The 26,704-nt window shown below is 58.4% G+C and carries 25 protein-coding genes; 18 read left to right on the top strand and 7 right to left on the bottom strand.

Going from position 1 to position 26,704, the window contains the following annotated elements; genetic code table 11:
* Window positions 1-49: 49 nt before the first annotated feature.
* Window positions 50-1,969 (top strand): methyl-accepting chemotaxis protein, encoded by a 1,920-nt coding sequence (locus B6S09_RS09685; RefSeq protein ID WP_094278387.1) that lies wholly within the window; start codon window positions 50-52, stop codon window positions 1,967-1,969.
* Here B6S09_RS09685 and B6S09_RS09680 read toward each other — a convergent pair.
* Window positions 1,960-2,826 (bottom strand): MBL fold metallo-hydrolase, encoded by an 867-nt coding sequence (locus tag B6S09_RS09680; protein WP_094278297.1) that lies wholly within the window; start codon window positions 2,824-2,826, stop codon window positions 1,960-1,962. The genes B6S09_RS09685 and B6S09_RS09680 overlap by 10 nt on opposite strands.
* Before the next feature lie 210 nt (window positions 2,827-3,036).
* On the opposite strand from B6S09_RS09680, the gene cydP reads away from it, so the two are divergent.
* Genes cydP through B6S09_RS09655 form a run of 5 tightly spaced genes read left to right on the top strand, consistent with a single transcriptional unit; the run spans window position 3,037 to window position 6,275 of the window.
* Window positions 3,037-3,222 (top strand): cytochrome oxidase putative small subunit CydP, encoded by a 186-nt coding sequence (gene cydP, locus B6S09_RS09675; protein WP_094278296.1) that lies wholly within the window; start codon window positions 3,037-3,039, stop codon window positions 3,220-3,222.
* Window positions 3,212-4,774, top strand: coding sequence for a cytochrome ubiquinol oxidase subunit I (locus B6S09_RS09670; protein WP_094278295.1), 1,563 nt, complete (start codon window positions 3,212-3,214; stop codon window positions 4,772-4,774). Before cydP ends, B6S09_RS09670 begins: the two co-directional genes overlap by 11 nt.
* Before the next feature lie 2 nt (window positions 4,775-4,776).
* The gene (gene cydB / locus B6S09_RS09665) at window positions 4,777-5,913 is read left to right on the top strand and encodes a cytochrome d ubiquinol oxidase subunit II (RefSeq protein WP_094278294.1); all 1,137 of its coding nucleotides are present in this window, start codon (window positions 4,777-4,779) and stop codon (window positions 5,911-5,913) included.
* A gap of 10 nt (window positions 5,914-5,923) precedes the next feature.
* On the top strand, window positions 5,924-6,037 hold the full coding sequence (gene cydX / locus B6S09_RS09660) for a cytochrome bd-I oxidase subunit CydX (RefSeq protein ID WP_094278293.1): 114 nt from the start codon (window positions 5,924-5,926) through the stop codon (window positions 6,035-6,037).
* Window positions 6,024-6,275 carry a hypothetical protein gene (locus tag B6S09_RS09655; protein WP_166670305.1) on the top strand — a complete coding sequence of 84 codons (252 nt, stop codon included), beginning with the start codon at window positions 6,024-6,026 and terminating at the stop codon, window positions 6,273-6,275. Before cydX ends, B6S09_RS09655 begins: the two co-directional genes overlap by 14 nt.
* 21 nt (window positions 6,276-6,296) lie before the next feature.
* On the opposite strand, the gene B6S09_RS09650 is transcribed toward B6S09_RS09655, so the two are convergent.
* From B6S09_RS09650 to prlC, 3 genes are all read right to left on the bottom strand, one after another.
* Window positions 6,297-7,055, bottom strand: coding sequence for a class I SAM-dependent methyltransferase (locus B6S09_RS09650; RefSeq protein WP_094278291.1), 759 nt, complete (start codon window positions 7,053-7,055; stop codon window positions 6,297-6,299).
* Entirely contained in the window at window positions 7,024-9,426 is a 2,403-nt protein-coding gene (locus B6S09_RS09645) for a putative bifunctional diguanylate cyclase/phosphodiesterase (RefSeq protein ID WP_094278290.1), read from the bottom strand. The genes B6S09_RS09650 and B6S09_RS09645 overlap by 32 nt, the downstream gene beginning before the upstream one ends.
* 117 nt (window positions 9,427-9,543) lie before the next feature.
* Complete coding sequence (gene prlC / locus B6S09_RS09640; RefSeq protein WP_094278289.1) at window positions 9,544-11,586, bottom strand: oligopeptidase A; 2,043 nt, start codon at window positions 11,584-11,586, stop codon at window positions 9,544-9,546.
* A gap of 215 nt (window positions 11,587-11,801) precedes the next feature.
* Between prlC and gorA the strand changes: the two genes are divergently transcribed.
* Window positions 11,802-13,154 carry a glutathione-disulfide reductase gene (gene gorA, locus B6S09_RS09635; protein WP_094278288.1) on the top strand — a complete coding sequence of 451 codons (1,353 nt, stop codon included), beginning with the start codon at window positions 11,802-11,804 and terminating at the stop codon, window positions 13,152-13,154.
* 76 nt (window positions 13,155-13,230) lie between these two features.
* Here the strand turns inward: gorA and B6S09_RS09630 are convergent, their stop codons facing one another.
* Entirely contained in the window at window positions 13,231-13,803 is a 573-nt protein-coding gene (locus B6S09_RS09630) for an NADPH-dependent FMN reductase (protein ID WP_094278287.1), read from the bottom strand.
* A gap of 223 nt (window positions 13,804-14,026) precedes the next feature.
* Here B6S09_RS09630 and B6S09_RS09625 point away from each other — a divergent pair, with 223 nt between their 5' ends.
* Genes B6S09_RS09625 through phaR form a run of 8 tightly spaced genes read left to right on the top strand, consistent with a single transcriptional unit; the run spans window position 14,027 to window position 20,858 of the window.
* Window positions 14,027-14,671 carry a thermostable hemolysin gene (locus tag B6S09_RS09625; protein ID WP_094278286.1) on the top strand — a complete coding sequence of 215 codons (645 nt, stop codon included), beginning with the start codon at window positions 14,027-14,029 and terminating at the stop codon, window positions 14,669-14,671.
* Window positions 14,668-16,113: an AMP-binding protein gene (locus tag B6S09_RS09620; RefSeq protein WP_094278285.1), complete on the top strand. Its 1,446-nt coding sequence runs from the start codon at window positions 14,668-14,670 to the stop codon at window positions 16,111-16,113. Before B6S09_RS09625 ends, B6S09_RS09620 begins: the two co-directional genes overlap by 4 nt.
* Window positions 16,110-16,772, top strand: a complete 663-nt coding sequence (locus B6S09_RS09615; RefSeq protein ID WP_094278284.1) for an iron-containing redox enzyme family protein — start codon at window positions 16,110-16,112, stop codon at window positions 16,770-16,772. The genes B6S09_RS09620 and B6S09_RS09615 overlap by 4 nt, the downstream gene beginning before the upstream one ends.
* Window positions 16,759-17,568: an SDR family oxidoreductase gene (locus B6S09_RS09610; protein ID WP_094278283.1), complete on the top strand. Its 810-nt coding sequence runs from the start codon at window positions 16,759-16,761 to the stop codon at window positions 17,566-17,568. Before B6S09_RS09615 ends, B6S09_RS09610 begins: the two co-directional genes overlap by 14 nt.
* Window positions 17,565-18,176: a tetratricopeptide repeat protein gene (locus B6S09_RS09605; protein ID WP_094278282.1), complete on the top strand. Its 612-nt coding sequence runs from the start codon at window positions 17,565-17,567 to the stop codon at window positions 18,174-18,176. Before B6S09_RS09610 ends, B6S09_RS09605 begins: the two co-directional genes overlap by 4 nt.
* 34 nt (window positions 18,177-18,210) lie before the next feature.
* Window positions 18,211-18,876 carry a response regulator gene (locus B6S09_RS09600; protein ID WP_094278281.1) on the top strand — a complete coding sequence of 222 codons (666 nt, stop codon included), beginning with the start codon at window positions 18,211-18,213 and terminating at the stop codon, window positions 18,874-18,876.
* A complete protein-coding gene (locus B6S09_RS09595) occupies window positions 18,876-20,276 on the top strand; it encodes an ATP-binding protein (RefSeq protein WP_094278280.1) in 1,401 nt (466 codons plus the stop codon). The genes B6S09_RS09600 and B6S09_RS09595 overlap by 1 nt, the downstream gene beginning before the upstream one ends.
* Window positions 20,277-20,333: 57 nt before the next feature.
* Entirely contained in the window at window positions 20,334-20,858 is a 525-nt protein-coding gene (gene phaR, locus B6S09_RS09590; protein ID WP_094278279.1) for a polyhydroxyalkanoate synthesis repressor PhaR, read from the top strand.
* Between the two features lie 217 nt (window positions 20,859-21,075).
* Here the strand turns inward: phaR and B6S09_RS09585 are convergent, their stop codons facing one another.
* Together B6S09_RS09585 and B6S09_RS09580 are read right to left on the bottom strand one after the other, a co-directional pair.
* Window positions 21,076-21,558, bottom strand: coding sequence for an FKBP-type peptidyl-prolyl cis-trans isomerase (locus tag B6S09_RS09585; RefSeq protein ID WP_094278278.1), 483 nt, complete (start codon window positions 21,556-21,558; stop codon window positions 21,076-21,078).
* A gap of 134 nt (window positions 21,559-21,692) precedes the next feature.
* The gene (locus B6S09_RS09580; protein WP_094278277.1) at window positions 21,693-22,337 is read right to left on the bottom strand and encodes a phasin family protein; all 645 of its coding nucleotides are present in this window, start codon (window positions 22,335-22,337) and stop codon (window positions 21,693-21,695) included.
* 673 nt (window positions 22,338-23,010) lie between these two features.
* Here B6S09_RS09580 and gcl point away from each other — a divergent pair.
* The 3 genes from gcl to glxR all read left to right on the top strand — a co-directional run bounded on the left by gcl (window position 23,011) and on the right by glxR (window position 26,588).
* Window positions 23,011-24,786 carry a glyoxylate carboligase gene (gene gcl, locus B6S09_RS09575; protein ID WP_094278276.1) on the top strand — a complete coding sequence of 592 codons (1,776 nt, stop codon included), beginning with the start codon at window positions 23,011-23,013 and terminating at the stop codon, window positions 24,784-24,786.
* Window positions 24,787-24,848: 62 nt separating this feature from the next.
* Window positions 24,849-25,631 (top strand): hydroxypyruvate isomerase, encoded by a 783-nt coding sequence (gene hyi, locus B6S09_RS09570; protein WP_094278275.1) that lies wholly within the window; start codon window positions 24,849-24,851, stop codon window positions 25,629-25,631.
* A gap of 60 nt (window positions 25,632-25,691) precedes the next feature.
* Window positions 25,692-26,588 (top strand): 2-hydroxy-3-oxopropionate reductase, encoded by an 897-nt coding sequence (gene glxR, locus B6S09_RS09565; protein ID WP_134113982.1) that lies wholly within the window; start codon window positions 25,692-25,694, stop codon window positions 26,586-26,588.
* The last annotated feature ends 116 nt before the right edge of the window (window positions 26,589-26,704 follow it).

The following is a 26,704-nucleotide window of genomic DNA, read 5'->3' as shown; positions in this document are numbered from 1 at the left end:
ATCCCAGTGTCTTAATCTGCCGGCCTTGACTGAGCGAGGGATGGGCCGCATGAAAATATCACTGTTTTCATTACTATCATCATTAGGGCTGATGGTGCTGGCCTTGCTGCTTGCCGGCTCATTTTATGCGGGGGACCGGCAACTCAAACAGGGCGAGCACAGCCGGAACGAACTGGAACAACTGCGGCGCAATGCCAATATTGAGCTCTATCGTACCATTTCTGCCTATCTCACCTCGGGCAACGCCAGCCTGCTTACCCAGGCCGAACAACAGCTCGATGCCATGGCCGATACCCTGTCCCGCATTGAAGGCAGCGACTTGGCACTCACCGCCACTGAAACCCTGCACCGGCAGTTAACCCACGACTTCCGTGAGGCGGGCAAGCTCTCGGGTAACAGCCAGCAACTATTGCAGCATGCCGAACAGGAAATGGCTGACCAGCTCAGAGCCCTGGCCCGCTATGCAGACTCATCACACAGCCAGGCCTCCCGGTATCAGACGCTGGCAGCTGAAATGCTGGCCTCCCTGCCCCGTCTGATCCATTTGCGCCAGAGTTACATCAGTGAAAGCGACGATAATCTGCGGCAAAGTCTCGACTTCCAGATCGGCGAATTAAAAAAACTGAACGAACAATTACAGGCCCTGCCTTTACTGGGAATTTATTACACTCCGCAAGCCGATGAATTTGCCCTGCGCGCCCCCAAGCCGGAAGAAGTCGGAGAAACTCCCAAGCGGGAGCTGAACAGCCTGTTGCGCCGTTATGCCGGCGAACTGGCTACCACCCAGCAAGGGCAACAGCAACGTGCCGCCGCCGCGGCCGCTTTGAGTGCCGGTCTCACCGAAATAGAAACACGGCTCGACCAGCTGGTGGCCGGGCAGGAAGCAACCCGCCAGCAAACCTACCACCGGCTGAGCCTGGTTTTACTTGGCCTGTGCGCCGCCCTGCTGCTGTTTGCCCTGCTCAGCTATTTGTTTCAGCGCGGCCTGGTGGTATACCGCCTGAATCAGTTGCGCAATGCCTTTGTCCAGTTGCTGCATAATGGTGAGCTGACGCCGCTGCCGGTCAGCCATCCCGGCAGTGAACTTGGCCAGATAGCCACCAGCTTTAACGGCCTGCTTGAACGGCTTCAGCGCCAGCAACAGGAACGGGCCGAACATCTGCAGCAGGTCTCAGTCGCGCTTGAAGGTATGGTTGAAGAAGTACAGGACATTCAGCGGCAGACTCAGCACAACGACGGCACGCTCCAGCACAGCCTGACGATGGTGGATGAGCTAAACCAGCTGGCCACCCAAATGCGCCGGGCCAGTGATGAGATTGCCCATACCGCCCGGGATAATCTGCAAGCCATGGATCTCAGTCGCAAGCAGGTGGAACAGCTGGCCCACAGCGCCGACGACAGCCGCCAGGCAGCCCTTACCGGCCGTAACGCCCTGACCAGCCTGGGCCGTTCGGTAGATGATGCCGCCGCCATTATTGGTGTAATAAGGCAAATAGCCGAGCAGACGAATCTGCTGGCACTGAATGCCGCCATTGAAGCAGCCCGGGCCGGTGAACAGGGCCGTGGTTTTGCCGTAGTAGCCGACGAAGTACGCAAGCTGTCGGGCCACACTCAAGGATCACTGACAGAAATTGCCGGCATTATGGAGCGGCTTAAATTATCGAGTGAAGAACTTGGCGACACCATCGACCGCATGATGCATACGGCGGAAGATCAGCATCAGCAAACACATACCCTGCTGACGGTAACCGGCCAGGTCAGCGACACCTCCCGTGCCACCACCTCGGTGGCAGAGCAGGGGGCAGGTCATGCCGACACCCAGGCCGGTGAGCTGAACCAGTTTATGGCGTTGATGAATGAACTGAAATCCCGTTCGGCGGAAGTGTCTGGCCGGGCCGAGCAGGTTACCGGCCATATTCGCCACCAGGCAGCCGCCATTACCCGTTTGCTGGGGCCGGCTCAGAGCTGATCCAGAGGCACCCTGAGGTAACGGCGGCCCTGCTCGTCTGCCGGCGGTAACTGGCCGGCACAAATATTGACCTGAATAGACGGCAGAATCAGCCGGGGCACAGCCAGGGTGGCATCGCGCTCGTTACGCATGGTGACAAAAGCGGCCCGCTCAACCCCGCTATGCACATGAATATTGCGCCGTTTCTGAGCGCCGACCGTGGTGCGGCACTCGTGCTCCCGCTCCTGGGGCGGATAATCGTGGCACACATAAATATCGGTGTGTTCCGGCAGCGCCAGCAGCCGCTGCACAGAATCAAACAAGCGCCGGGCACTGCCACCGGGAAAATCACAACGGGCGGTGCCCACATCAGGCATAAACAGGGTATCGCCCACAAAAACCATTTTATCGTTGACCAGATAGGCAATATCCGCCGGTGTGTGACCGGGCACATGCATCACCCGCACGCTCAGTTCACCTACCGCAAACTGCTCACCATCGGCGAACAGATGATCGAACTGACTGCCATCAGGCAGTAACTCCTTTTCCAGCCCGAACACACGCTGAAAGATGCCCTGTACCTCACGAATATGCTCACCTATAGCGATGCATCCTCCCAGCTGTTGTTTGATAAAGGGTGCCGCCGATAGATGGTCTGCATGGGCATGAGTTTCCAGTATCCAGTCCAGAGTCAGCTGCTGCTCACGTACAAAGTCCACCAGTTGCTGGGCAGTAGTGGTGCCGGTACGTCCGGAGTGATAATTGAAGTCCAGTACAGGATCGATAATCGCGGCATGGCCACCAGACTTGTCATAAATCACATAGCTGAAGGTTTCACTGTCCTGATCCAGAAAGGCACGAACATAAGGCTGTGACATGGTGTCTCCTGCGAGCGCATCTATTAATTAGTTAAAGCTAATTTAAAAAGGCTGCGCTGGCAAGCCTTTGTCACCACTTTTAAACGTGGTTGTAACAGCCTGATAAAAATCAACTTTTATTCTTGTCTTTCCTTATCCAACTTGACCTGGATCAAGCCCATAGTTGAAAGGGGTCGCTACTTTAGAATTAGCTTAACGAGAGAGCTGACCATGAACATCCCCCACATTACCCTGTCCCGGGAAATCGTCACCATACTGCTGCTCAAATTGCTGGTCATCTTCATCATCAAGTGGGCCTGGTTCAGTGCTCCGGTCGATGTGAAGCAAGGCAACACCGCTATAGAGCAGCGCTGGTTCGAGTCCCAAAAAGCAACGGAGGCCGATAATGATCGGTGAAGATATCGTTGACCTGTCGCGGTTGCAGTTTGCCATCACCGCCTTTTATCACTTTCTGTTTGTTCCGCTGACACTGGGGCTGGCATTTATGCTGGCCATTATGGAGTCGGTCTATGTCCTGACCGGCAAACAAATATATAAGGACATGACCAAGTTCTGGGGCAAGCTGTTCGGTATTAACTTCGCGTTAGGCGTCACCACCGGCATCACCCTGGAATTCCAGTTTGGGACCAACTGGGCTTATTACTCTCATTATGTCGGCGATATTTTTGGCGCGCCTTTGGCCATTGAAGGTCTGATGGCGTTTTTTCTTGAATCTACCTTCATCGGTTTGTTTTTCTTTGGCTGGGGCAGGCTTACCAAGGTGCAGCATCTGGTCGTCACCTGGTTAGTGGCGCTCGGCTCCAACCTGTCGGCATTATGGATTCTGATTGCCAACGGCTGGATGCAAAACCCGGTAGGTGCCGAATTCAACTTTGAAACCATGCGCATGGAGATGACTTCGTTCAGCGAGCTGATTTTTAACCCGGTGGCGCAGGTGAAGTTCGTGCATACGGTATCAGCGGGTTATGTCACCGGAGCCATGTTTGTACTTGCGATTTCCAGTTACTTTCTGCTCAAGGGCCGTGACATCGCCTTTGCCAAACGCTCCTTCGCCATCGCTGCTTCTTTTGGACTGGCCTCTATTCTGTCGGTCATCCTGCTGGGGGACGAGTCCGGTTATGAACTGGGCGATGTTCAGAAAACCAAGCTGGCTGCCATTGAAGCCGAGTGGGAAACCCATGCACCGCCGGCAGCTTTTACTCTTTTGGGCCTGCCCAATGAAGAAGAAATGCGTACCGACTATGCCATTCGTATTCCCTATGCCCTCGGAATTATCGCGACCCGTTCTCTGGACGAGCCGGTGATTGGTATCAAGGATCTCAAGAAAGAGCACGAAGTACGCATTCGCAACGGGATTGAAGCCTACTCGGTACTGCAACAGCTGAAAAACGGCGAAGATACTCCTCTTAACCGATCGCGCTTTGATGAACTCAAGGAAGACCTGGGCTACGGCCTTCTGGTGAAGCGCTTTGCTCCCGATGTGGTTAACGCTACCGACGAGCACATCCAGCAAGCCGTCGACAGCTCCATTCCCCGGGTGGCTCCCATGTTCTGGACTTTTCGCATCATGGTTGGACTGGGCGTGCTGATGCTGTTTATCTTTGCCATGGCCTTTTACGAAAGCAGTCGCCACCGCATCGGAGAAAAACGCTGGCTGCTGAAACTGGCCCTGTTCTCCCTGCCTGCCCCCTGGCTGGCCTGTGAAATGGGCTGGTTTGTGGCCGAGTTCGGCCGTCAACCCTGGTCCATTGCCGAGGTACTGCCCACCGCCATGTCGGTGTCGAGCCTGTCGCGGGGCGATGTACTCGGCAGCCTGGCCGGCTTTATCGCCTTTTATACCCTCTTGCTGATTGCCGAAATGTACCTGATGGTACGCTATGCCCGTCGCGGTCCCAGCGTGCTTGAAACCGGCCGTTATCACTTTGAACTTCAGCCCCGGGAGGCCTGAACATGGACTACGAACTGCTGAAACTCATCTGGTGGGCACTGATTGGCGTATTGCTGGTTGGCTTTGCCATTACCGACGGCTTTGATATGGGAGCCGGTGCAATGCTCCCCTTTGTAGGCCGCACCGACAGCGAGCGCCGGGTCGCCATTAACGCTCTGGGCCCGCACTGGGACGGAAACCAGGTCTGGTTTATTACCGCTGGCGGCGCTCTGTTCGCGGCCTGGCCCATGGTTTATGCGGTGGCTTTCTCCGGCTTTTACTGGGCCATGATGCTGGTCCTGTTCGCGCTGTTCTTTCGCCCGGTAGGCTTTGAATATCGCTCCAAGGTAAAGGATGATCGCTGGCGCAGGAGCTGGGACTGGGGCATTTTCGCCGGCTCAGCCATTCCGGCGCTGGTGTTTGGAGTTGCCATCGGCAACCTGTTTTTGGGTGTACCTTTTGAACTCGACAACCTGATGCGTTCCCGCTACGACGGTGGCCTGTTTGGGCTGCTCAACCCCTTTTCACTGCTGTGTGGCCTGGTCAGCCTGAGCTTGTTGATGCTCCACGGAGGCAACTATCTGCAATTGCGCACCGAAGGTGCCGTTGCAGAGAGGGCACGCCGCTTAAGCCGGCTGGCAGGGCTGGTGGCATTGGCTGGTTTTGTGCTGGCCGGCCTGTGGCTGAAGCTGGGTATGGATGGTTACGTGATAGCAAGCATGGGCAAACCCGGTGCAGTACTGATACCCACCGCCAAACAGGTCACTCTGGCCCCCGGTGCCTGGCTGGAAAACTACAGTAAATTTCCGCTGCTGTGGCTTGCCCCGGCGCTGGGACTGGGAGGCATGGCGCTGTCGGTGCTGCTGAGCCATGCTCGTCGGCCAGGCTGGGCATTCACCAGCTCGGCTCTGGCCTGTGCCGGCGTTATCTTCACCGCGGGCGGCTCCCTGTTCCCCTTTGTGTTGACCTCAAGCCTGAGCCCCAACCACAGTCTGACCCTGTGGGACGCTGTTTCAAGTGAAAAAACGCTCGGCATCATGCTGGTCGTCGCCATTATTTTTGTCCCAATTGTGCTGGGCTATACCCTGTGGTGCTACCGCAAGCTATGGGGCCGGGTGACGGAAGAGCACATCAAGCAAAATTCCGTTGGCAGCTATTAAGGAGAAAACTATGTGGTATTTCGCTTGGGTTCTGGGTGTATTGCTGGCCTGCAGCTTTGGGATCATCAATGCCCTGTGGCTGGAATTTGTGGAGTTCGGCCGGGAACAGGATGATGAACATTAAGTCCTGGCTGCGCCCAGTGTCAGCGCTGCTGGCGCTGGCAGGGGTCGCACTGATATGGAGCCGGGTAGTGGCAGGGCAAGTGCCGCCCCATGGCTGGTTATCGCTGCAGCTGATCGCCATGGCTCTGTGTGTGGTACATGCGGTCGGCTGGCAGTGTCGGGGGAAGATTGAACGCTGGCTGTTTTATCCGCCTCTGCCCTGGTTACTGTGGGGTCTGGCCGGCCTGATGATATTTTGATCCAGACCAGCCCCGTTATGCCTACAAGGCTTTCTTTACATAAAGGTCGAAGCGGTTGTTCTTGCTGGTGATTTGCGCCGAGGGGGGTACCTCATCGAGGAATCCGGCGTAGTCGGGCCGCTTTACCACTACTCTTGCCCGGGCCAGTTCCAACGCCGGTGCCAGCAGGGCATCGGCATCTTCGTCGGCCCCCACCAGAGAGTGAAACACCCGCATTTCCTTTTTGACCAGTGCCGTTTTCTTTTTGTGAGGAAACATGGGATCCAGATAAACCACATCCGGTTGCCGGGCAATGTCGCCCAGCGTGTGGCCAAAAGGCAGCAGCTGCAGCCGCTCTCGCACCCAGGGGCCGATTTCTGTATCGGCGGCAGCCCGGCGCAGGCCATCTTGCAGCAGCGCATGCACCACTGGATGACGCTCGCACAGGGTAACGGTGCAGCCCAGCGAGGCCAGTACAAAGGCATCCCGGCCCAGACCGGCAGTGCCGTCTACCACACTGGGATTATGGCCATGCTTGAGCCCCACGGCCTTGGCAATAGTCTGGCCCCGTCCGCCACCAAACTTGCGCCGGTGCGCGACCGCCCCCGCTACAAAATCAACATACACACCGCCCAGCCTGGGCTCATCCAGTTTATGCAATTCCAGCCGGCCTTCAGTGAAGATCAGGGCAAAGGGAGCGGCGGCGGTCACGCCACTCAAGGCAGTACGTAATACATCGGCCTCAGCAGCCAGGGCGGGATCCTGCAGCTCAATCTGCAGCGGGTACAGTGTGTCCGGCATAGGTTTCCAGAAAAATCAGTAATTCACGAAGGGGCATGGGTCTGGCAATCAGGTACCCTTGTAAAAAATGACAGGGCCGGGTCGACAAATAGGCTGCCTGGGCCGGCGTTTCCATGCCTTCTATCACCACCTGCATGCCAAGGTCGCCGATAATGCGCAAAATACCTTCCAGCAGCAAGCCATCTTTTTGATTGCCCGGCAGGTGATCAATAAAGCTTTTATCAATTTTAACCAGATCGATGGGAAAGGTCCGTAAATAATTCAGTGCCGAAAAGCCGGTGCCGAAATCGTCGATGGCAATGTGGCAACCCGCCTTGCGCAGAGCAGTAATCCGCTCCAGGTGGTGTTCATTCCCTTGCATAAACAACGACTCGGTGATCTCGAAAATAATCTGCCGGGGGGAAAGGCCATGGTGCTCAATAATCGACAGCCATTCGTTGCCGTCCAGCCCCAGGCTCTGAAACTCCAGACTGGAACGGTTAATGGCCATCAGCAATGAATGACCGGCCAGTTCCAGCCGGCGCAGATCGGCACAAGCCCGGTTAAGCACCCAGTCTCCCAGCGCCTGTACCATGCCGCACTCCTCCGCCACCGGCACAAACTCCATCGGTGAAATGGCACCCAGCTCAGCATGCTGCCAGCGCACCAGTGCCTCCAGCTTGGTAACCCTGCCACTGGCAGTATCCACGATAGGCTGATAATGAAGCCGTAGCCCGCCCTGCTGAATGGCGTCGGTCAGATCGTGCTGCAGCCTTATTCGCCGGCTCTGGTTGCGGTTCAGTTCATCGTCATACAGTGCCAGCGGTTCATGTTTTTGCTTGGCTCCAAACAGCGCCTGCTCCGCATGCTGCAGTAAGCTTTCAGCATCCTTTTCATTCGGTCCGGGCCAGAGAGCGCCGCCCAGAGTGGCATCCACATACAATTGCTGCTCGGCCATCAGCAGGGGCCGGGCCAGTGCTCTGAGCAAGTGCCGGCCAAAAATACGCGCCTGACGGTGATGTACGATACCCGGAACCAGCAGAGCAAATTCATCGCTGCCAATACGTGCCAGTGCATCACCACTACGCAGCCGGCCCCGCAGCCGCGCGGCCACCTCTTGCAGCACTCGGTCTCCCACCCTGTGGTTGATAGCATTGTTAAACAGGCGAAAGTTGTTGATATCGAGAATCATCAACGCAAAAGGTTCATTCAGCCGGCAATGACGAACCAGCCGCTGCTGAAAACTGGTGCGGTTGGCAAGGCCGGTCAGGGCGTCCTTTTCTTCCGGCGGTGCATTCTGCTCCTCGGCGTCGGGCTGCTTCATTTCACTGAACACCGCCACAAAACGCACTTCGTTGCCGGGTCCGTAAAGGGAGCTGATACTGAGCCGTTCCGGATAAACCTGCCCGTTGCGACGCCGGTTCCACACCTCTCCCTGCCAGCGCCCCTGCTCGTTCAGAGCACGGTTCATCTGCCGGTAAAATCCCCAGCTGTGCAATCCCGAACGCAACAAGGATGGATGACTGCCCCGCACTTCCCCTTCAGTATAACCGGTGACCTGTTCAAAGCCCGGGCTGACCTGTTCAAGACGGCTGTTGGCATCGCAGATCATCACGCCTTCCGGCTGCTCCGGTGCCGGAATAAAACGCAGGCTCATACCCGGGGGGGCAACGGCCCGCGGGCGCAAACTGGCCAGCGTACCCATCAGACACAGGGGGTTATGATCAATATCGCGCACCAGAGCAAGCTGGGTTTCCGCTTGCAGCAAGTGCCCGTTGGGATGGAGATAATGTTTGTCCACCACCGCAATGCCGAGTTCAGGCTCATTTGCCAGCCGCTGATACAAACGCCTTGTTTCCGGCCAGTCTGCACCCAGAGTGAACTCGCGCAATGAGCGACCCACCATGTTGCCGGCACTTTCACCGGTAATGTGCTGCAACGCCCGGTTGGTCCACTCCACCACGCCGTCGGGAGTGGCCCGTACCAGCGGCAGCGGGAAATACTCAAACAGAGGCAATATCGAAACGGCCTGCCGTGCTCGGTCGGGATACGTGAACATGGATGCAAAAAAACCCAGCCAGGCGGCCTTGGGCAGCCGGGCATGGCGCCGGTGGTGCAACAGAAACAACGCATATTCAGGATATTGAGCAGACAGCGACAAAAATTGTCCGGAACCCATCTTCAGGTTGCGGCAAAGGGGATAACCCAGACGCCGGAACTGCCGCTTCCCCGCAGCATACAAGGGCGTATCGGGCAGCGGCATACCCGCAGCCAGAACGGGCTGCCATTGCTGTCCCTGACGGTGACACAACAGCACACCATCGGCCAGGCGCTGCTCTACCAGCTGGCTGATACACCACAGGCTGAACCAGGAGGTTATCCCATGTTCCATTACGTTATCTCATGTGAAAATACTGCTTGGTCTATTCTGACCTTTTACTCTTGCTCGCTCTACCCCGCATAACGAAATAAAAAAGGTGGCCGGAGCCACCTTCTGCCAAAACAAGAATCAGGCAGCAATACCTGAGTGACGCAGCAAGGCGTCGATATTCGGCTCCCGGCCACGGAACTGCTTAAACAGCTCCATTGGCTCTTTAGATCCTCCCTGTTCCAGCACAGCATGCAGGAAGTCACGGCCGGTTTTGGCGGAAAACACGCCTTCTTCCTCAAACCGCGAGAAGGCATCGCTCGACAACACTTCTGCCCACTTGTAACTGTAGTAGCCAGCCGCATAACCACCGGCAAAAATATGAGAAAAACCATGCTGAAAACGGTTAAACGCCGGTGGCGTCATCACCGCCACCTGGCTGCGTACCTCGTTCAGCACCTGCTGCACCCGGCCTGGCTTGGCAGCCTGGTTATCCATATGCAGACGGAAGTCGAACAAAGCAAACTCCAGCTGACGCAGCATCATCAGCGCCGAGTGATAGTTACGCGCCGCCAGCATGCGTTCCAGCAAGTCTGCAGGCAAGGGCTCACCGCTCTCATAGTGACCGGAGATAAACGCCAGTGCCTCAGGCTGCCAGCACCAGTTTTCCAGAAACTGGCTCGGCAGTTCCACCGCATCCCAGGCCACACCGTTGATGCCGGCCACGCCGGCCACATCCACCTTGGTCAGCATATGGTGAATGCCATGACCAAACTCATGGAACAGGGTCAGCACTTCGTTATGGGTAAACAGGGCTGGCTTGTCTCCCACCGGACCATTGAAGTTACAGGTAAGGTAAGCCACCGGCTTCTGCAAGGTGCCATCTTCCCGGTAACGCCGGCCAATACAGTCATCCATCCAGGCACCGCCGCGCTTCTTGGCACGGGCGTAAAGATCCAGATAAAAGCTGCCGCGAAGTTCGCCGGTTTCATCAAAAATATCGAAGAAACGAACATCCGGATGCCACACTTCAACACCGAAGCGCTCGGTGACCTTGATGCCGAACAGCCGCTTGACGGTTTCAAACAAACCGTGAATCACCCGGTTTTCCGGGAAATAAGGGCGCAGCTCTTCATCAGAGATAGTGTATTTATGCTGTTTTAGCTTTTCACCGTAATAGCTGAGATCCCAGGCATTCAGCTCGCTGACACCATATTCCGCTTCGGCAAAATCACGCAGCTCGGCCAGCTCAGCCTTTCCCTGTGGGTGGCTGCGATCCGCCAGCTGCTCAAGAAATTCCAGTACCTGCTGCTCGCTTTCCGCCATTTTGGTGGCCAGCGACATCTGGGCATAGTTCTCAAAGCCCAGCAGCCCGGCCAACTCCTGCTTCAGCGCCAGTGTTTCCTCGATAATAGCGGTGTTATCGAATTCACCGGCATTAGGGCCCTGATCCGAAGCGCGGGTGGTAAAGGCGTAATACATTTCCTCACGCAAAGCGGCATTGTCGGCATACATCATCACCGGCAAATAGGACGGTATGTCGAGGGTGAACACCCAGCCATCCAGCTCCCGGGCCTGAGCCTGAGCCTGGGCTGCAGCCAGTGCCGACTCGGGCAGCCCGGCCAGTTCGTTCTGATCGGTAATGTGCTTGTGCCAGGCCTGAGTCGCATCCAGTACCCGGTTGGCAAACGTAGACGACAATTCCGACAACCGGGCCTGAATTTCCCCGAACCGGCTTTTTTGCTCGGTTTCCAGGGCGATGCCCGACAGCCGGAAGTCGCGCAGGGTGTTGTTCACTTCCTTTTGCTGAGCCAGGCTCAGCTTTTTGAAATTATCCCGGCCGGCCAGACTCTGATAGGCCTCAAAAAGCCCCTGATGCTGGCCCATCCAGGTGTGATATTCCGACAGCAGTGGCAGGCACGACTCATAGGCCTGACGCAGTTCTTCACTGTTCATCACGCTGTTAAGGTGACTTACCGGAGACCAGATGCGGCTGAGGTGATCGTTCACCTCCTCCAGAGGGGCCACCAGGTTGTCCCAGGTGAAAGCTTCATGCCGGGCCAGCACCGCCTCTACCCGCTTTTTGCAATCGGCAATGGCGTGCTCCACAGCCGGCTTCACATGTTCCGGCCTGATTTGGCTGAACGGCGGCAGACCGTCCATGGTGAGAAGCGGGTTCGTCATGTCCTGTACCTCTTGTAGTTATGGCCATCGCGCTGCCGCAGCAGCCGAGGGAATACCCTCTAACATGGTGACAATAACGATAATGTTCAAGCCTTTACTGCATGAGGCGGATACTTGAACGTCGAAGTGGTGGTTTATTGACCACACCAGCGCCGGTGACTTGAGGTACAATCGGCAAACGGCTTTGAATGAACCTGCATCCACGGAGCAAACTTATGGCACAGCATTTTGACTATATCGCCATCGGCGGCGGCAGCGGCGGCATTGCTTCCGCCAACCGGGCGGCCATGTACGGCAAGAACGTAGCCTTGATCGAAGCAAAAGATCTGGGCGGCACCTGCGTCAATGTGGGGTGCGTGCCCAAAAAGGTCATGTGGCACGGTGCACAGGTTGCCGAAGCCATCAAGCTTTACGCTGCCGACTACGGCTTTGATGTGGCACTCAAGGGCCACAGCTGGAGCACCCTGGTAGAAAGCCGCCAGGCCTATATTGGCCGCATTCACCAGTCTTACGACCGGGTACTGGGCAACAATAAGGTTAACGTGATCAAGGGCTTTGCCCGCTTCAAGGATGCCAACACGGTGGAAGTAAACGGCGAGGAGTACACCGCCGACCATATTCTGATCGCCACCGGCGGTGAACCTATTATTCCGCACATTCCCGGTGCCGAGCACGGCATCGACTCCAACGGTTTCTTCGAGCTGACCGAGCAGCCCAGGCGGGTGGCCGTGGTCGGTGCCGGTTATATTGCCGTTGAGCTGGCCGGCGTGCTGCACGGTCTGGGCAGCGAAACTCACCTGCTGGTACGCAAACACGCGCCGCTGCGCAACTTCGATCCCCTGCTCACCGACACCCTGGTGGAAGTGATGGCAGAAGACGGCCCGACCCTGCACACTCACTCCATTCCGCAAAGCGTGGAAAAACACGCCGACGGAAGCCTGACCCTGACCCTGGAAAACGGCGAGTCACTGACCGTGGACTGCCTGATCTGGGCCATCGGTCGCCGCCCGCTCACCCACAACCTCAACCTGGAAGCCGCCGGCGTCGAGCTGGATCACAAGGGCTACATCAAGGTCGACGAGTACCAGAACACCTCGGCTGAGGGCGTGTACGCCGTGGGCGACAACATCGGCTATGTGGAACTGACTCCGGTGGCGGTAAAAGCCGGTCGTCAGCTGTCGGAGCGGCTGTTTAACAACAAGCCCGACGCTAAAATGGACTACGAGCTGGTGCCCACTGTGGTGTTCAGCCATCCGCCCATCGGCACCATGGGCCTGACCGAGCCCCAGGCCAAAGAACGCTTCGGCGACGACAACGTCAAGGTATATACCTCTTCCTTTACCGCCATGTACACCGCCGTCACCCGGCACCGCCAACCCTGCAAAATGAAGCTGGTGTGCGCCGGTGAAGAGGAAAAAGTGGTGGGCATTCACGGCATCGGCTTTGGCATGGACGAGATCCTGCAAGGCTTCGCGGTAGCGGTGAAAATGGGTGCCACCAAGGCCGACTTCGACGCCTGCGTAGCCATCCACCCCACTGCGGCGGAAGAATTTGTGACCATGCGCTAAGCCATATCGTCGACCAGAAGCCGGGGTTACCCCGGCTTTTTTATGCCTACCGCTCACCCGCCTGTATAGCACCAACTTAACTGCCGCGGGGCAGCACGGTAAGCACCCGCACAATAAAGGCATGCAGTTCCTGCATGTAGTTGCTCAGAAACTCCCGGGTTCTTGCTTCCGTCACCTCACCGTCTTCCGTGATCAGCCCGTCGGTAAACTGAATGTAAGCCTCCACATTGTTCATCAGGGGCGAATTGCAGAAACACAGCACGCTGCGCAATTGACTCTGGGCCACAGCGGTTCCAATAGAACCCGGTGAAGCGCCAATCACACCCGATGGCTTGCGCGCAAAGGAGTTCTGCCCCCAGGGGCGGCTGGCCCAGTCGATGGCATTTTTCAGCCCGCCGGGAATCGAACGGTTAAATTCAGGCGTCACAAACAGCAGGCCGTCACAGTCGGCAATGGCCTGCTTGAAAGCCAGCGCCACCGGCGGGAACCGAGCATCATAGTCCTGGCTGTAAAGCGGCAGATCCTTGATGGGGATCTCTACCAGCTGTAGCTCAGACGGTGCCAACCGAGCCAGAGCTTTTGCCAGCCGGCGATTGATCGAGGTTGAGGACAGGCTGCCGACAAAATAGCCGACTTTGTAACTGGCCATGTGCGTTTCCTCCAGGTTGAAAGGGGTCATACAGCAGTAAAAATCGGCAGGCCACTGTGCCCGGTATCGTGCCAGCCACCACCTAAGCGGAATAGTCATCCTGCTCTTTTGAAGATAGCGCCTTTCGGTACAGATAAGGTCCCTCAACAACAATCTCTGTCCTCTTAAGCCAGCCTTAAGTTTCGCCCTTTAGGCTTGCTCATCATGTCCAACGGAGATCATGATGAACAAGATTCTTCACCCTCCCTATCAGCTGCGGCCCGCCACCGGTGCCCAGGAACAACGACGGCTGCAGGACTTTATTCAGGCTGCCTACCAACGCGCCTTTGATGCCCGTATTCCCCATTTTCTGCCGCTGCTCGCTGGTCTGTACCGGGCCGACGGCGAGCTGGTGGCTGCCTGCGGGCTGCAACTGGCCGGGCCTGCTCCGCTCTACCTGGAGCAGTACCTGGATCAGCCGGCGGAACAGATACTGGCCCGCCAGCGAGGCATCTCTGTCCCCCGCGCCGGCCTGGTGGAAATCGGTAATCTGGCCACCAGCGCCCCGGGCAATGGCCGGCTGATGTTTGCCGCTGTGTGCCGGCAGCTGTACCGGCAAGGGCAGCAATGGGTAGTGTTCACCGCAACTCAGCCCCTGCTCAACAGCTTTCACCGGCTGCACCTGTCCCCCCTCGAGCTGGCGACGGCGGATCCGAGCCGGGTGGGGGGTGATGCCGCACACTGGGGACGTTATTACCAGCACCAGCCACGCGTCATGGCCGGTGAGCTGGCCGAAGGCCACCGCATTCTGGCCGGCAACAGCCTGCTGCTGTCGCTGCTCACACCTGGCCCGGCCCTGTTCCCCCATGCCCGGGAGGTGCGCCTATGACCAGTCTCTGGAACCGTCTGGATCAACACGCACAGCAACAGGGGAATGCCATCGCCCTGCAGGATGCCACTACCAGGGTTTGCTACCGGGAGCTGCTGCCGCGCATCCGCGCTCTGGCCAACACTTTGGTGCGTGCCGGCACCCGCAGGCTGGCGTTGCAACTGGACAACGGTATCGACTGGGCCCTGTGTGATCTGGCCTGTGCCCATGCCGGCCTGGTGGTGGTGCCGGTGCCCGGCTTTTTCAGCGCCGAACAACGCCAGTGGCTGCTCGACAGCAGCGGTGCCGACACCCTGATAGGCCCGCCGGCCGATGGCTGGCAGCCACTGGCGCTGGCCCCCGGTCTCAGCGGCTGGCGCCGTCAGGTTGACTCGCCAGTGCCCCTTCCTGCCGGCACTGCCAAGATCACCTATACCTCGGGCACCACCGGCCAGCCCAAGGGGGTGTGCCTGAGCCTGAAGCAGGAACTCACCACGGTGCACGCCCTGGCCGAACGGCTGGCCGGCACCCGGGTGGAGCACCACTTGACCCTGCTGCCACTGAGTACCCTGCTGGAAAACCTGGCCGGGCTGTACCTGCCATTGTGGCTGGGGGCCACCGCCACCCTGCCAGGTCTGGAAGAAGTGGGCTTTACCGGCTCCAGCCAACTCGACGCAAGCCGGCTCGCCACCGCCCTGACCCACTGTCAGCCCCACAGCCTGGTGCTGGTGCCCGAGTTGCTGCGCCTGCTCACCGGCTTATGCCTGCGCCGACCCACCCTGGCCAACTCGCTGCGGCTGGTGGCAGTGGGCGGCGGCCGGGTGGCTCCGGGGCTGCTGCGCCAGGCCCGGGCGGCAGGCATTCCGGCCGTGGAAGGCTACGGCCTGTCGGAATGCGGATCCGTGGTGGCACTGAACAGCCCCGAATACCATCGCCCCGGCAGCGTGGGCCGGCCGCTCGATCACCTTTCCGTGCGCATTGACGAAAATGGGGAAATTCATGTGCGCGGCGGTGCCATGCTCGGCTACCTGGGCGAGCCGGCAGCACCGGCGGAGATCGCTACCGGCGATCTGGGCCGGCTTGATGCCGACGGTTTTCTGTATATCACCGGGCGCCGCAAAAACGTGCAGATCACCGCTTTTGGCCGCAACTTCTCCCCCGAGTGGGTGGAAGCTGAAGCCCAGGGGTGCCCGGCCATCGCCCGTCTGGTGATTATCGGCGACGGCCTGCCCGCCAACCTGGCATTGGTGCAGCCGCTGCCGGGCCAGGAAAGCGCCCTGCCCGAACAAATCGCCGCCCTCAATGCCCAGCTGCCCGATTACGCTCGTATTCATCACTGGCTGGTGCCCAGCCCCGGCCTGGCCGAGGCCGGTCTGCTCACCGCCAACGGCCGGCCCCGTCGCGATGCTATTCGCCGGGCCTATGCCGACCAAATCCAACACCTTACCGGAGTACACCCATGAGCTTTTACCAACGCCTGCAACAGAACACCGCCACCGAGCGGGAGTATTTGCTGAGTGCCCCCATCATTGCCGCCTGTCAGCGCGGCGACATTTCTCTGGATCAGTACATCGCCTTTCTCACCCAGGCCTATCACCATGTTCGCCATACCGTGCCGCTGCTGATGGCCGCCGGTGCCCGCCTGCCCGACAGCCATGAATGGGTACGCGGCGCCCTGGCCGAATACATCGACGAGGAGTACGGCCATCAGGAGTGGATTCTGAACGACATTCGCGCCTGTGACGGTGATGCCGAGGCGGTACGCCATGGCCGGCCATGCCGGAATATCGAGCTGATGGTGGCCTTTCTTTACCACCAGATTGACCGTCACAATCCCATGGCGCTGTTTGGCATGGTGCAGGTGCTGGAAGGTACCAGCGTGGCCATCGCCCTGACCGTGGCCGAGCAACTGCAGCAGGGATTACAGCTGCCTGAACAGGCCATGAGCTACCTGAGCTCCCACGGCGCTTTGGATCAGGAACACCTGCGCTTTTTTGCGGGGCTGATGGACAAGGTCACCGAGCCGACAGATCAGAATGCCATTCTGCACGCGGCCAGGGTGGTGTATCGCCTCTACGGCGACATGCTGCGCGGCCTGGAGGGCCATAATGGAGCTGAATAACAAAACCGTGCTGCTCACCGGTGCCAGCGGTGGTATCGGCTCGGCCCTGGCGCACCGGCTGGCATTGGCCGGTACCCGCTTGCTGCTGCAGGGCCGGGATCGCCACCGGCTCGACCGGCTGCTGTCCGGTTTGCCGCACATCGAGCGCCATCGGGTACTGGTGGCGGATCTGCTCAGCCCGGATGATCGTCGGGCGCTGGTGCAACAGGTGCAGCAACTGGGCGGCCTGGATGTGCTGATTAACAATGCCGGTACCAGCAGCTTCGCCTGGCTGAGCGACCAGACACCGGCCGCCGTGTCCGAGCAGCTGATGCTTAATCTGACGGTGCCGGTACTGCTCACTCGTGAGCTACTGCCATTACTGCGCCGGCCGGGACTGATCATGAACATGGGCTCGGCCTTTGGTGCCATCGGCTACCCGGGCTACAGCGTGTACTGCGCCGGCAAAGCCGGTCTGCGGGGCTTCAGCGAAGCCCTGGGCCGGGAGCTGGCCGGCAGCGGCCTGAAGGTACTTTATTTCGCTCCCCGGGCTACCCGCACCGAGTTCAACAGCCCGGCCACCGTAGAACTGAACGCCGCCCTCGGCAACCATACCGACAGCCCGGAATGGGTCGCCGGGCAGGCACTCATCGCCCTGCAACGCCGGCAAAAGCGCCGCTGGCTGGGCTGGCCCGAATGCCTGCTGGTTCGTCTTAATGCCCTGTTCCCCGGTTTGCTGGACCACGCTCTGGCCCGTCAGCACGCCACCATCGCCCGTTTTGCCGGGCATTCCCATGACAAGGAGATGCCGTCATGAATAAAGCCATGCTGTTGATTACCCTGCTCACCGTACCCCTCGCTCACGCCGACGATCGGCTGGAGCCCATTCAGCACCAGTGGGCCGAATGCCAGTACCGGATGGCCGATGCCGAACGTGAAGCATGCCTGAACTCCCTCAGCATCAAGGCGGATCTGGCAAGTGGAGCCAATCCCACCCGCACCGATCTGCTGATCTGGTCGGCCATCGTCAAAAGTACCTGGGCAGGGGCCAAGGGAGGGTTGGGAGCACTCAAGCTGGTCAAGGATGCCCGCCGCCGGCTGGAAAAAGCGTTGACCATGGACGACCGCGCCCTCGACGGCTCCGCCTATACCAGCCTGGGCTCGCTTTACTACCAGGTACCGGGCTGGCCGGTGGGCTTTGGCGACGACGACAAGGCCGGCGAGTTGCTGCGCCAGGCGCTGACCATCAACCCCGATGGCATGGATCCCAATTTCTTCTACGGTGACTTTATGCTCGATCAGGGCCACAAGGCCGAGGCCCGCCGCTACCTGGAAAAGGCACTGCAGGCACCGCCCCGCCCGGGTCGCGAACTGGCAGATGCGGGCCGGCGCAAAGAGATTGAAGCACGGCTCGGCAAGCTTTAACTTAGGGTGATCACCGAACAAAGAGGCCGGAGACATGCGCATACTGCTGGTGGAAGACGATCTGATGCTGGGTGACGGTCTGGTGGATGCCCTGCGCACCGCAGGTTACACGGTAGACTGGCTGACCACCGGCCTGCCGGCCCTGGAGGCATTGCGCAGCGAGGAATTCGCCGCCCTGGTACTGGATCTGAACCTGCCCGATATCGACGGCCAGCAGTTACTGAAACGGCTGCGCCGGGCCGGTCATCACCTGCCGGTGCTTATCCTGACCGCCCGCGATGCTCTCGACGACCGGGTGCGCGGGCTGGACGGCGGTGCCGACGACTATCTGGTCAAACCGTTTGCATTACAGGAGCTGAACGCCCGGCTGCGGGCCCTTACCCGGCGCAGCCAGGGCCTGGCCCATACCGTGGTTCGCCACGGTGAGCTGGAACTGTTCCCCGACGCCCGGGAAGCCCACTGGCGGGGAGAGCCGGTCAGACTTACTCCCCACGAGTACAAGCTGTTACAGGAACTGGTGCTCGGTGCCGGCAGAGTGTTCAGCAAGGAACAGCTGGAGCAGCGCCTGTATGGCTGGGAGCCGGGTGCCGCCAGCAATGCGGTAGAGGTGCACATTCACCATTTGCGCAAAAAAATAGACTCGGCACTTATCCGTAATATTCGCGGTGTCGGCTATATCGTTGAACGAGCCAGCAACTGATGCGCTCCATCCGCCGCTTTCTGCTCGCCGGGGTACTGCTGGTGGTCAGTACCGTGCTTGCCGCCGGCACGCTGGTCGGCTACCTCGACGCCAGCCACGAGCTGGAAGAACTGTTTGACGCCCGTCTGGCCCAGTCCGCCCGCATTACCCAGCGGCTGCTGGGAGACTATCTGCAGCAGGACAAAACGCTGCCGGCCGGTGACGCCGTGTATCCGGACTGGCATGTTAATTTACCCGCCGATCACTCTGACACCGCAGATGATGAGGCCACACCGCTCGGTCACGAGTACGAAAGCAAACTTTATTTTCAGCTGTTTGACGACAATGGCCGGCTGCTGCTGCGCTCACCGGAAGCCCCGCTCAATCGGCTGGTGCCACTGCAACCCGGCTTTGCCGTCGGCCGGGTCGAGGATCACGACTGGCGTACCTTTACCCTGCAGGACTCACGAACCTCCCGCTGGCTGGTGGTGGCTGAACGCGATGATGTACGCGGCGAGCTGGCCAGTAAGCTGGCACTGCGCGGCCTGCTGCCACCATTGGTAGCCCTGCCCTTGCTGTTGCTGTTGCTGTGGTGGCTGGTACGCCACGGCTTGCGTCCACTGCGCCTGCTGACACAGGATATCGGTCGTCGTCATCCAGCCAACCTGAGCCCGTTACCTGGCTTGGAGGTGGATGAGCTGACACCGCTGACACAGGAACTGAACCGGCTGATGCAGGCCCTGGGCGACGCCCTGGAGCGGGAACAACAATTCACCAACGAGGCCGCCCATGAGCTGAAAACGCCGCTGGCAGTACTGCGTATTCATGTGGAAAACGCTCTCCATGCCACCGATACCGGCCATCGCGAACAGTCACTACACAAGGCGCTGCTGGCGCTGACCCGCAGTGACCGCCTGATCCAGCAGTTGCTCACCCAGGCCCGGCTGGATAACCAGCAAGACATTGAGCGCACCCCCCTGCAACTGGGGCGCCTGCTGCGCGACACCGTTGCCGGACTGGCACCACTGGCACTGGAAAAAGGCCAGAACCTGAGTCTCAATGCCGATCTGGAAGCCCCTTTCGAGGGTCAGCCGGTCTTGCTCGGCCTGCTGTTTGGCAACCTGATCGACAACGCCATTCGTTATACCCCGCCAGAGGGCACCATCAATATCAGCCTGACTGCCGAGCATGAGCACTATCTGGTCCGCATTCGTGACAACGGCCCCGGTATTGCTCCCGAGCACTTACCCCGGCTGTGGGAGCGCTTTTTCCGGGGCAATCCGCAACAGGGCGACGGTGCAGGTCTGGGGCTGGCCATCGTACGCCGGGCCGCAGGCCTGCACCGGGCCGAAGTACGCCTGCACAACGTCCCGGAGGGCGGACTGGAAGCCCGGGTGCGGCTGCCCCGCGGGCCAAATTGAGCGGTCTGCCCGATTGGGATACACTGGCCGTTATTCTTTTTTCAGGGCCCGTGTCGCATGTCAAAATCTCAGGACAGTATTCGCACCATCAAGAAATACCCCAACCGTCGCCTGTATGACAGCCACACCAGCAGCCATGTGACCCTGGCCGACATTCGCCGTCTGGTACAGGAAGAAGAGCCCTTTCAGGTGGTGGATGCCAAGACCGGTGAAGACATTACCCGCAGCATCTTGCTGCAAATTATTCAGGAAGCGGAAAGTGACGGCGATCCCATTTTTTCCAGCGACATGCTGAAGAACATCATTCGTTTCTACGGCCCCTTTCAGGGGGTGCTGGGCAGCTACCTGGATGAAAGTATTCAGTCCATGATTGAAGTACAGACCCAGGCCGGCATGCAGTCCACCAAGGCATGGAGCGATTTTATGCAGGGCCAGGTGCCCATGATGCAGGATATGATGCGTCAGTATGTGGAGCAGTCCCGTCAGCTTTACCTCAATACCCAGAACATGTTCGGCCTGTTCGGCGGCCTGGGCGGCAGCCCGGAGCAGAACGACAAAAATAAAAAAGACGGCGAGGAATAATTCCCCGCCGCCCTGGTATTTCTCCAGGCTGTCATTCCGGACTTGAGCCGGAATCCATTCTGCAGACAAAGGTGCAACTCGCCCAGGACTCCGGGTCCGTCATACTGAACTTGATTCAGTACCGGAGTGACGAACATTTACAACCACAGCCAACACAGCCGTTTATCGAAGCAACGGTGGGGATTGCCGTAGCCGCTGCTTCGCATGGCATGCTTAATCAGTGCTGATGGCCACCTTCACCATGGGCATGACCGTGTTCCAGCTCTTCGGCGGTGGCAGCACGAACCGCAACAACGTCGATATCGAACGTCAGGGTGCGGCCAGCCAGCAGGTGGTTGAGATCCACATCGGCCATAAAACGCCCCACCTTGACCACCACCACCTGGCGCGGACCATTTTCGGTGTGCACCATGGCCACCATGCCCGGCTCCCAGCGCTTGGCACCCTGCAGGTGACGGATGGAAACCCGCTGAGTCAGACTTTCATCTCGCTCGCCGTAAGCATCGGCCGGTGCCAGGGTTACACTGAAGCTGTCACCTTCACTCTTGCCGTGCAACGCCTTTTCCAGCCCTTCCAGCATGTTGTCGTGGCCGTGCAGGTAGGCCAGCGGAGCCTTGCCCTGATTGGTGTCCATCACTTCACCCTGCTCATCTTTCAGGGTGTAATTGAACTGCACCACGTTGTCGTTTGCGATTTGCATTGGTTGTCCTGTTATTCGTGACTAGAAACGCACGCATCATACCAGATGCAGACCGGTGGCCCACAAACACAAAAAGACGGCAGGGTAACCCTGCCGCCCAAACGAGATAACAGCTCTGTTTATTGGAATACGTCTTAGTTTGCCTTGGCGGCGGCGCCACGGCTGTTGGTGCTCTTGGCAGCCGTGTTATTGGCAGCGGCTGCAGTCACAGCACTGATGCCTTTTTCAGTGGCTTCGGCAACCTGGCGAGCGGCTTTTTCTGACTGCTCGGCAGCCTGCTTAATCACTTTATCAGCAATTTCGGCGGCATCTTTGGCAGCTTTCTGAGCCCCTTCACGGGCCTCATTGGCCTGACTGACAGCCTGCTTGATGGCGGATACTGTGCTTTCGGAACCGGCCGGGGCATGGGCGGCAAACTGCTCAACCCACTCGTCTACCTGCTTGCTGCCCGCAGCCCACTGTGTCTCACCATAGTTGCCCAGTTGCTGCTGGGCGGTGGTCAGCAAACCAAACACTTCGCGGTTAACTTCAAGCTGGCGCTCCAGCACAGCGCAGGGGCTGAGCACGGCATGGTTCAGTTCGGCCAGGCTTTTGGCATCGCGTACGGCCAGCAGCTTGCCGGCGTAGTCAAACTGTGCAGCACTGAATTCGGTAATGGCTTTCAGCTGCAGCTGGCCCAGCTTTTCCGCATTAGTCAGCAGGCTGGTGCTGAGCTCCTGAATCAGAGCAAGATTATCCTGTTGCGCTTTCTGCAGTTTTGCAAAATCAAACCATGACATAGTTGGCGTCTCCTGATGAATGAGTGAGGGCTTCTGTGGCCCGGCACGCCAGCAACCCCCTTGACCTCTGACCGGATTTGGCGCGCACCGTCAATATTGCACCGCACAAAATAATTTTCAAGATCTTTTTTGTGCAGCGCACAATACATTATATCAACATCATGACACCACGCTCTTCACTAGATACGGAGGCCTGTGACACCTGCTGGCGACCATTACGCTGCAACGCAATATGCGCATAAACACCACCGACACCACATGTACACAATTAAGACGTTAACATGTACTAATATTTACCATGGCATGCAGGGTAGAGGATGCCACTTTTAATCCTCTTCGGCTGTCTGTCCTTCAACGATGGAAATCTGTTTCCAAAACCAAAGGAAACACTGACAGCATCAGCCAACCGCGGCTTATAAAAATAAATTTAATCTTTATAAACAGACACTTGATAATAATTTAATGATGCCTCACCAAGCCCCCCAACCAACCCCCATTTCCACATTATAAAAATCATTTCCAAAATTTGTTGATCGTCACATTTTTTTTCGTATCATCAGGGTATGGGTTGCGCAGATGTTAAGGTCCCTCACCAAGCCTGTCTGTGTACTACCAAATTTATGACATACAACAATACGGTGCCGAGAGCACCTCTGATGAATGGATACACATCATGGCTAAAATGAAAGCAATCGAAGCGGCCGCTAAAATCCTGGAGCTGGAAGGTGTCACCAAAGCCTTTGGCGTTCCCGGCGCTGCCATCAACCCCTTCTATGCCGCACTGAAGGGTCTCGGCTCCATCAGCCACGTGCTGGCCCGCCACGTTGAGGGCGCGTCTCACATGGCCGAAGGCTACACCCGTGCCAACCCGGGTAACATCGGTGTATGTATCGGTACTTCCGGCCCTGCCGGCACCGATATGATCACCGGTCTGTACTCTGCTTCTGCCGACTCCATTCCGATCCTGTGCATCACCGGCCAGGCGCCTCGTGCTCGTATGCACAAGGAAGACTTCCAGGCCGTAGACATCGAGTCTATCGCCAAGCCGGTTGCCAAGTGGGCCACCACCGTGCTGGAACCGGGTCAGGTTCCCGGCGTATTCCAGCAGGCGTTCCACATCATGCGCTCCGGCCGTCCCGGTCCCGTGCTGATCGACCTGCCGTTCGACGTGCAAATGGCCGAGATCGAATTCGATCCCGAAACCTACCAGCCGATGACTCCCTACAAGCCGGCCGCGACCCGTATTCAGGTTGAAAAAGCCCTGACCATGCTGAACAGCGCCGACAAGCCGTTGCTGGTGTCCGGTGGTGGTGTAATCAACGCCGACGCTGCTGCCCTGCTGACCGAGTTCGCCGAGGTGCTGAACGTACCGGTAATTCCGACTCTGATGGGCTGGGGCACCATTCCGGACGACCACGGCCTGATGGCCGGCATGTGTGGTCTGCAGACCTCTCACCGCTACGGTAACGCCAACCTGCTGGCTTCCGACTTCGTACTGGGTGTAGGTAACCGCTGGGCCAACCGTCACACCGGTTCGGTAGAGGTTTACACCAAGGGGCGCAAGTTCGTTCACGTTGACATCGAGCCGACTCAGATCGGCCGCGTATTCGGTCCGGATCTGGGCATCGTGTCCGACGCCAAAGCCGCGCTGGAACTGTTCGTTGAAGTAGCCAAAGAGTGGAAAGCGGCCGGTAAACTGAAAGACCGCAGCGCCTGGGTTGCCGAGTGTCAGGAACGCAAGCGTACCCTGCAGCGCAAAACTCACTTCGACAACACCCCGGTCAAGCCGCAGCGGGTATACGAAGAAATGAACAAGGCCTTCGGCCGCGACACCACCTATGTGTCCACCATCGGTCTGTCCCAGATCGCTGCCGCTCAGTTCCTGCACGTGTATAAAGAGCGTAACTGGATCAACTGTGGTCAGGCCGGCCCTCTGGGCTGGACCATTCCGGCCGCCCTGGGCGTATGTGCCGCCGATCCAGGTCGCAACGTGGTTGCCCTGTCCGGTGACTACGACTTCCAGTTCATGATCGAAGAACTGGCGGTAGGTGCTCAGTTCAAACTGCCCTACATCCACGTACTGGTGAACAACTCCTACCTGGGTCTGATCCGTCAGTCACAGCGTGGCTTCGACATGGACTACTGCGTACAGCTGTCCTTCGAGAACATCAACGCGCCGGAACTGGGCGAGTACGGTGTAGACCACAAAGCCGTGGTTGAAGGCCTGGGTTGTAAGGCCATCCGCGTATTCAAGCCGGAAGACATCGCACCTGCCTTTGAAGAAGCCAAGAAACTGATGGCCGAGCACTCCGTGCCGGTTGTGGTTGAAGTGATTCTGGAGCGCGTGACCAACATCTCCATGGGTGTGGAAATTGACGCCGTCAACGAGTTCGAAGAGCTGGCCGAAAAGGGTGAAGATGCCCCCACCGCCATCTCTCTGCTGGACTGATAGTGTATGGGGCAAGCAGGCCCCATACTGATGTTGCCCCCAACTGAATAAAGGACATCGCAATGCCGAAATTAGCTGCCAATCTGTCGATGCTGTTTACCGAAGTCGACTTCCTGGATCGTTTCGACGCCGCCGCCAAGGCCGGTTTCAAGGGTGTTGAATACCTGTTTCCCTATGATTTCTCCGCTGAAGAAATCAAGGCCAGACTGGATGCCAACGGCCTGACCCAGGTGCTGTTCAACCTTCCCGCCGGTAACTGGAATGGTGGCGAGCGCGGTATCGCCTGTCACCCGGATCGGGTTGAAGAGTTCAAGGCTGGTGTCGACCAGGCCATCGCCTACGCCAAGGTACTGGGCAACACCCAGGTGAACTGTCTGGCCGGTATTCAGCCTGCCGGTGTAGCCTACGAAGAAGCGGAAGCAACCTTCGTGGCCAACCTGAAGTACGCTGCCGAGAAACTGAAAGAAGCCGGTATCAAGCTGATCGCTGAAGCGATCAACACCCGTGATATTCCCGGTTTCTTCCTGAACAACACCAAGCAGGCGCTGGAGATCATCGAGAAGGTGGGATCCGATAACCTGGCTTTCCAGTATGACATCTACCACATGCAGATCATGGAAGGGGACATCATCCCGACCATGGAGAAAAACCTGAGCATCATCAACCACATTCAGCTGGCCGATAACCCGGGTCGTCACGAGCCGGGCACCGGCGAACTGAACTACCACAATATCTTCGCCTTCCTGGACAAGGCAGGTTACGACGGCTGGATCGGTGCCGAGTACAAGCCGGCCACCACCACCGAAGCCGGTTTGGGCTGGCTGAAGACCCACGGTGTGGTCTGAGATTTTTTACTTACTTCGGTTTCTCTCGACGCCGGGTCACCGGCGTCTCAAGACAAAAGGATGACGAACATGAAAATTGGTTTCATTGGTACCGGCATCATGGGCAAGCCCATGGCTCAGAACCTGCAAAAAGCCGGTCACACCCTGTATTTCTCCGAGCACTACAACAAGGCCCCGGCCGATCTGCTGGGTGACAACGGTATCGCCCTGGCCAGCCCCAAGGCCGTTGCCGAAGCCGCCGAAGTCATCATCACCATGGTGCCCGATACTCCTCAGGTTGAGGAAGTACTGTTCGGTGACAACGGTGTAGCCGAAGGCCTGTCTGCCGGCAAGGTCGTGGTAGACATGTCTTCCATCTCCCCCATCGCCACCAAAGTGATTGCCAAACGCGTCAACGAAACCGGTGCCGACTTCCTGGACGCGCCGGTATCCGGCGGTGAAGTCGGTGCCATCAACGCCACCCTGACCATCATGGTAGGCGGTGAACAGGCGGTGTTCGACAAGATCAAGCCGCTGTTCGACATCATGGGTCAGAACATCACCCTGGTTGGTGGTAACGGTGACGGCCAGACCACCAAAGTGGCTAACCAGATCATTGTTGCGCTGAACATTGAAGCCGTTTCCGAAGCCCTGGTATTCGCTTCCAAAGCGGGTGCCGATCCGGCCAAGGTACGTGAAGCCCTGATGGGTGGTTTCGCCTCTTCCAAGATCCTGGAAGTACACGGCGAGCGCATGGTGAAAGGCACCTTCAACCCGGGCTTCCGTATCGCCCTGCACCAGAAGGACCTGAATCTGGCCCTGAGCGGTGCCCGCGAGCTGGGTGTTGCCCTGCCCAATACCGCCAGTGCTCAGGAACTGTTCAACACCTGTAGTGCCCTGGGCGGTGCCGGCTGGGATCACTCCGGCATGGTGAAAGCCCTGGAGCACCTGGCCAACCACAACATTCGGGGCGAATAAGTCCTGAACCGGAAAGCGGTGTGAGGCTTCCTCCGCTTTCCGGTACACCTCGGGGCAGGCGGTGGCGACAAGCTGACTTTCACTCAGGGGGCTTTGTGTTAGACACTGGTCACCGC

Source organism: Oceanimonas baumannii (assembly GCF_002245495.1).
Taxonomy (GTDB): domain Bacteria; phylum Pseudomonadota; class Gammaproteobacteria; order Enterobacterales; family Aeromonadaceae; genus Oceanimonas; species Oceanimonas baumannii.
Note: the sequence above shows the minus strand (reverse complement) of the source record. Positions and strands in the feature narration are given on the sequence as shown.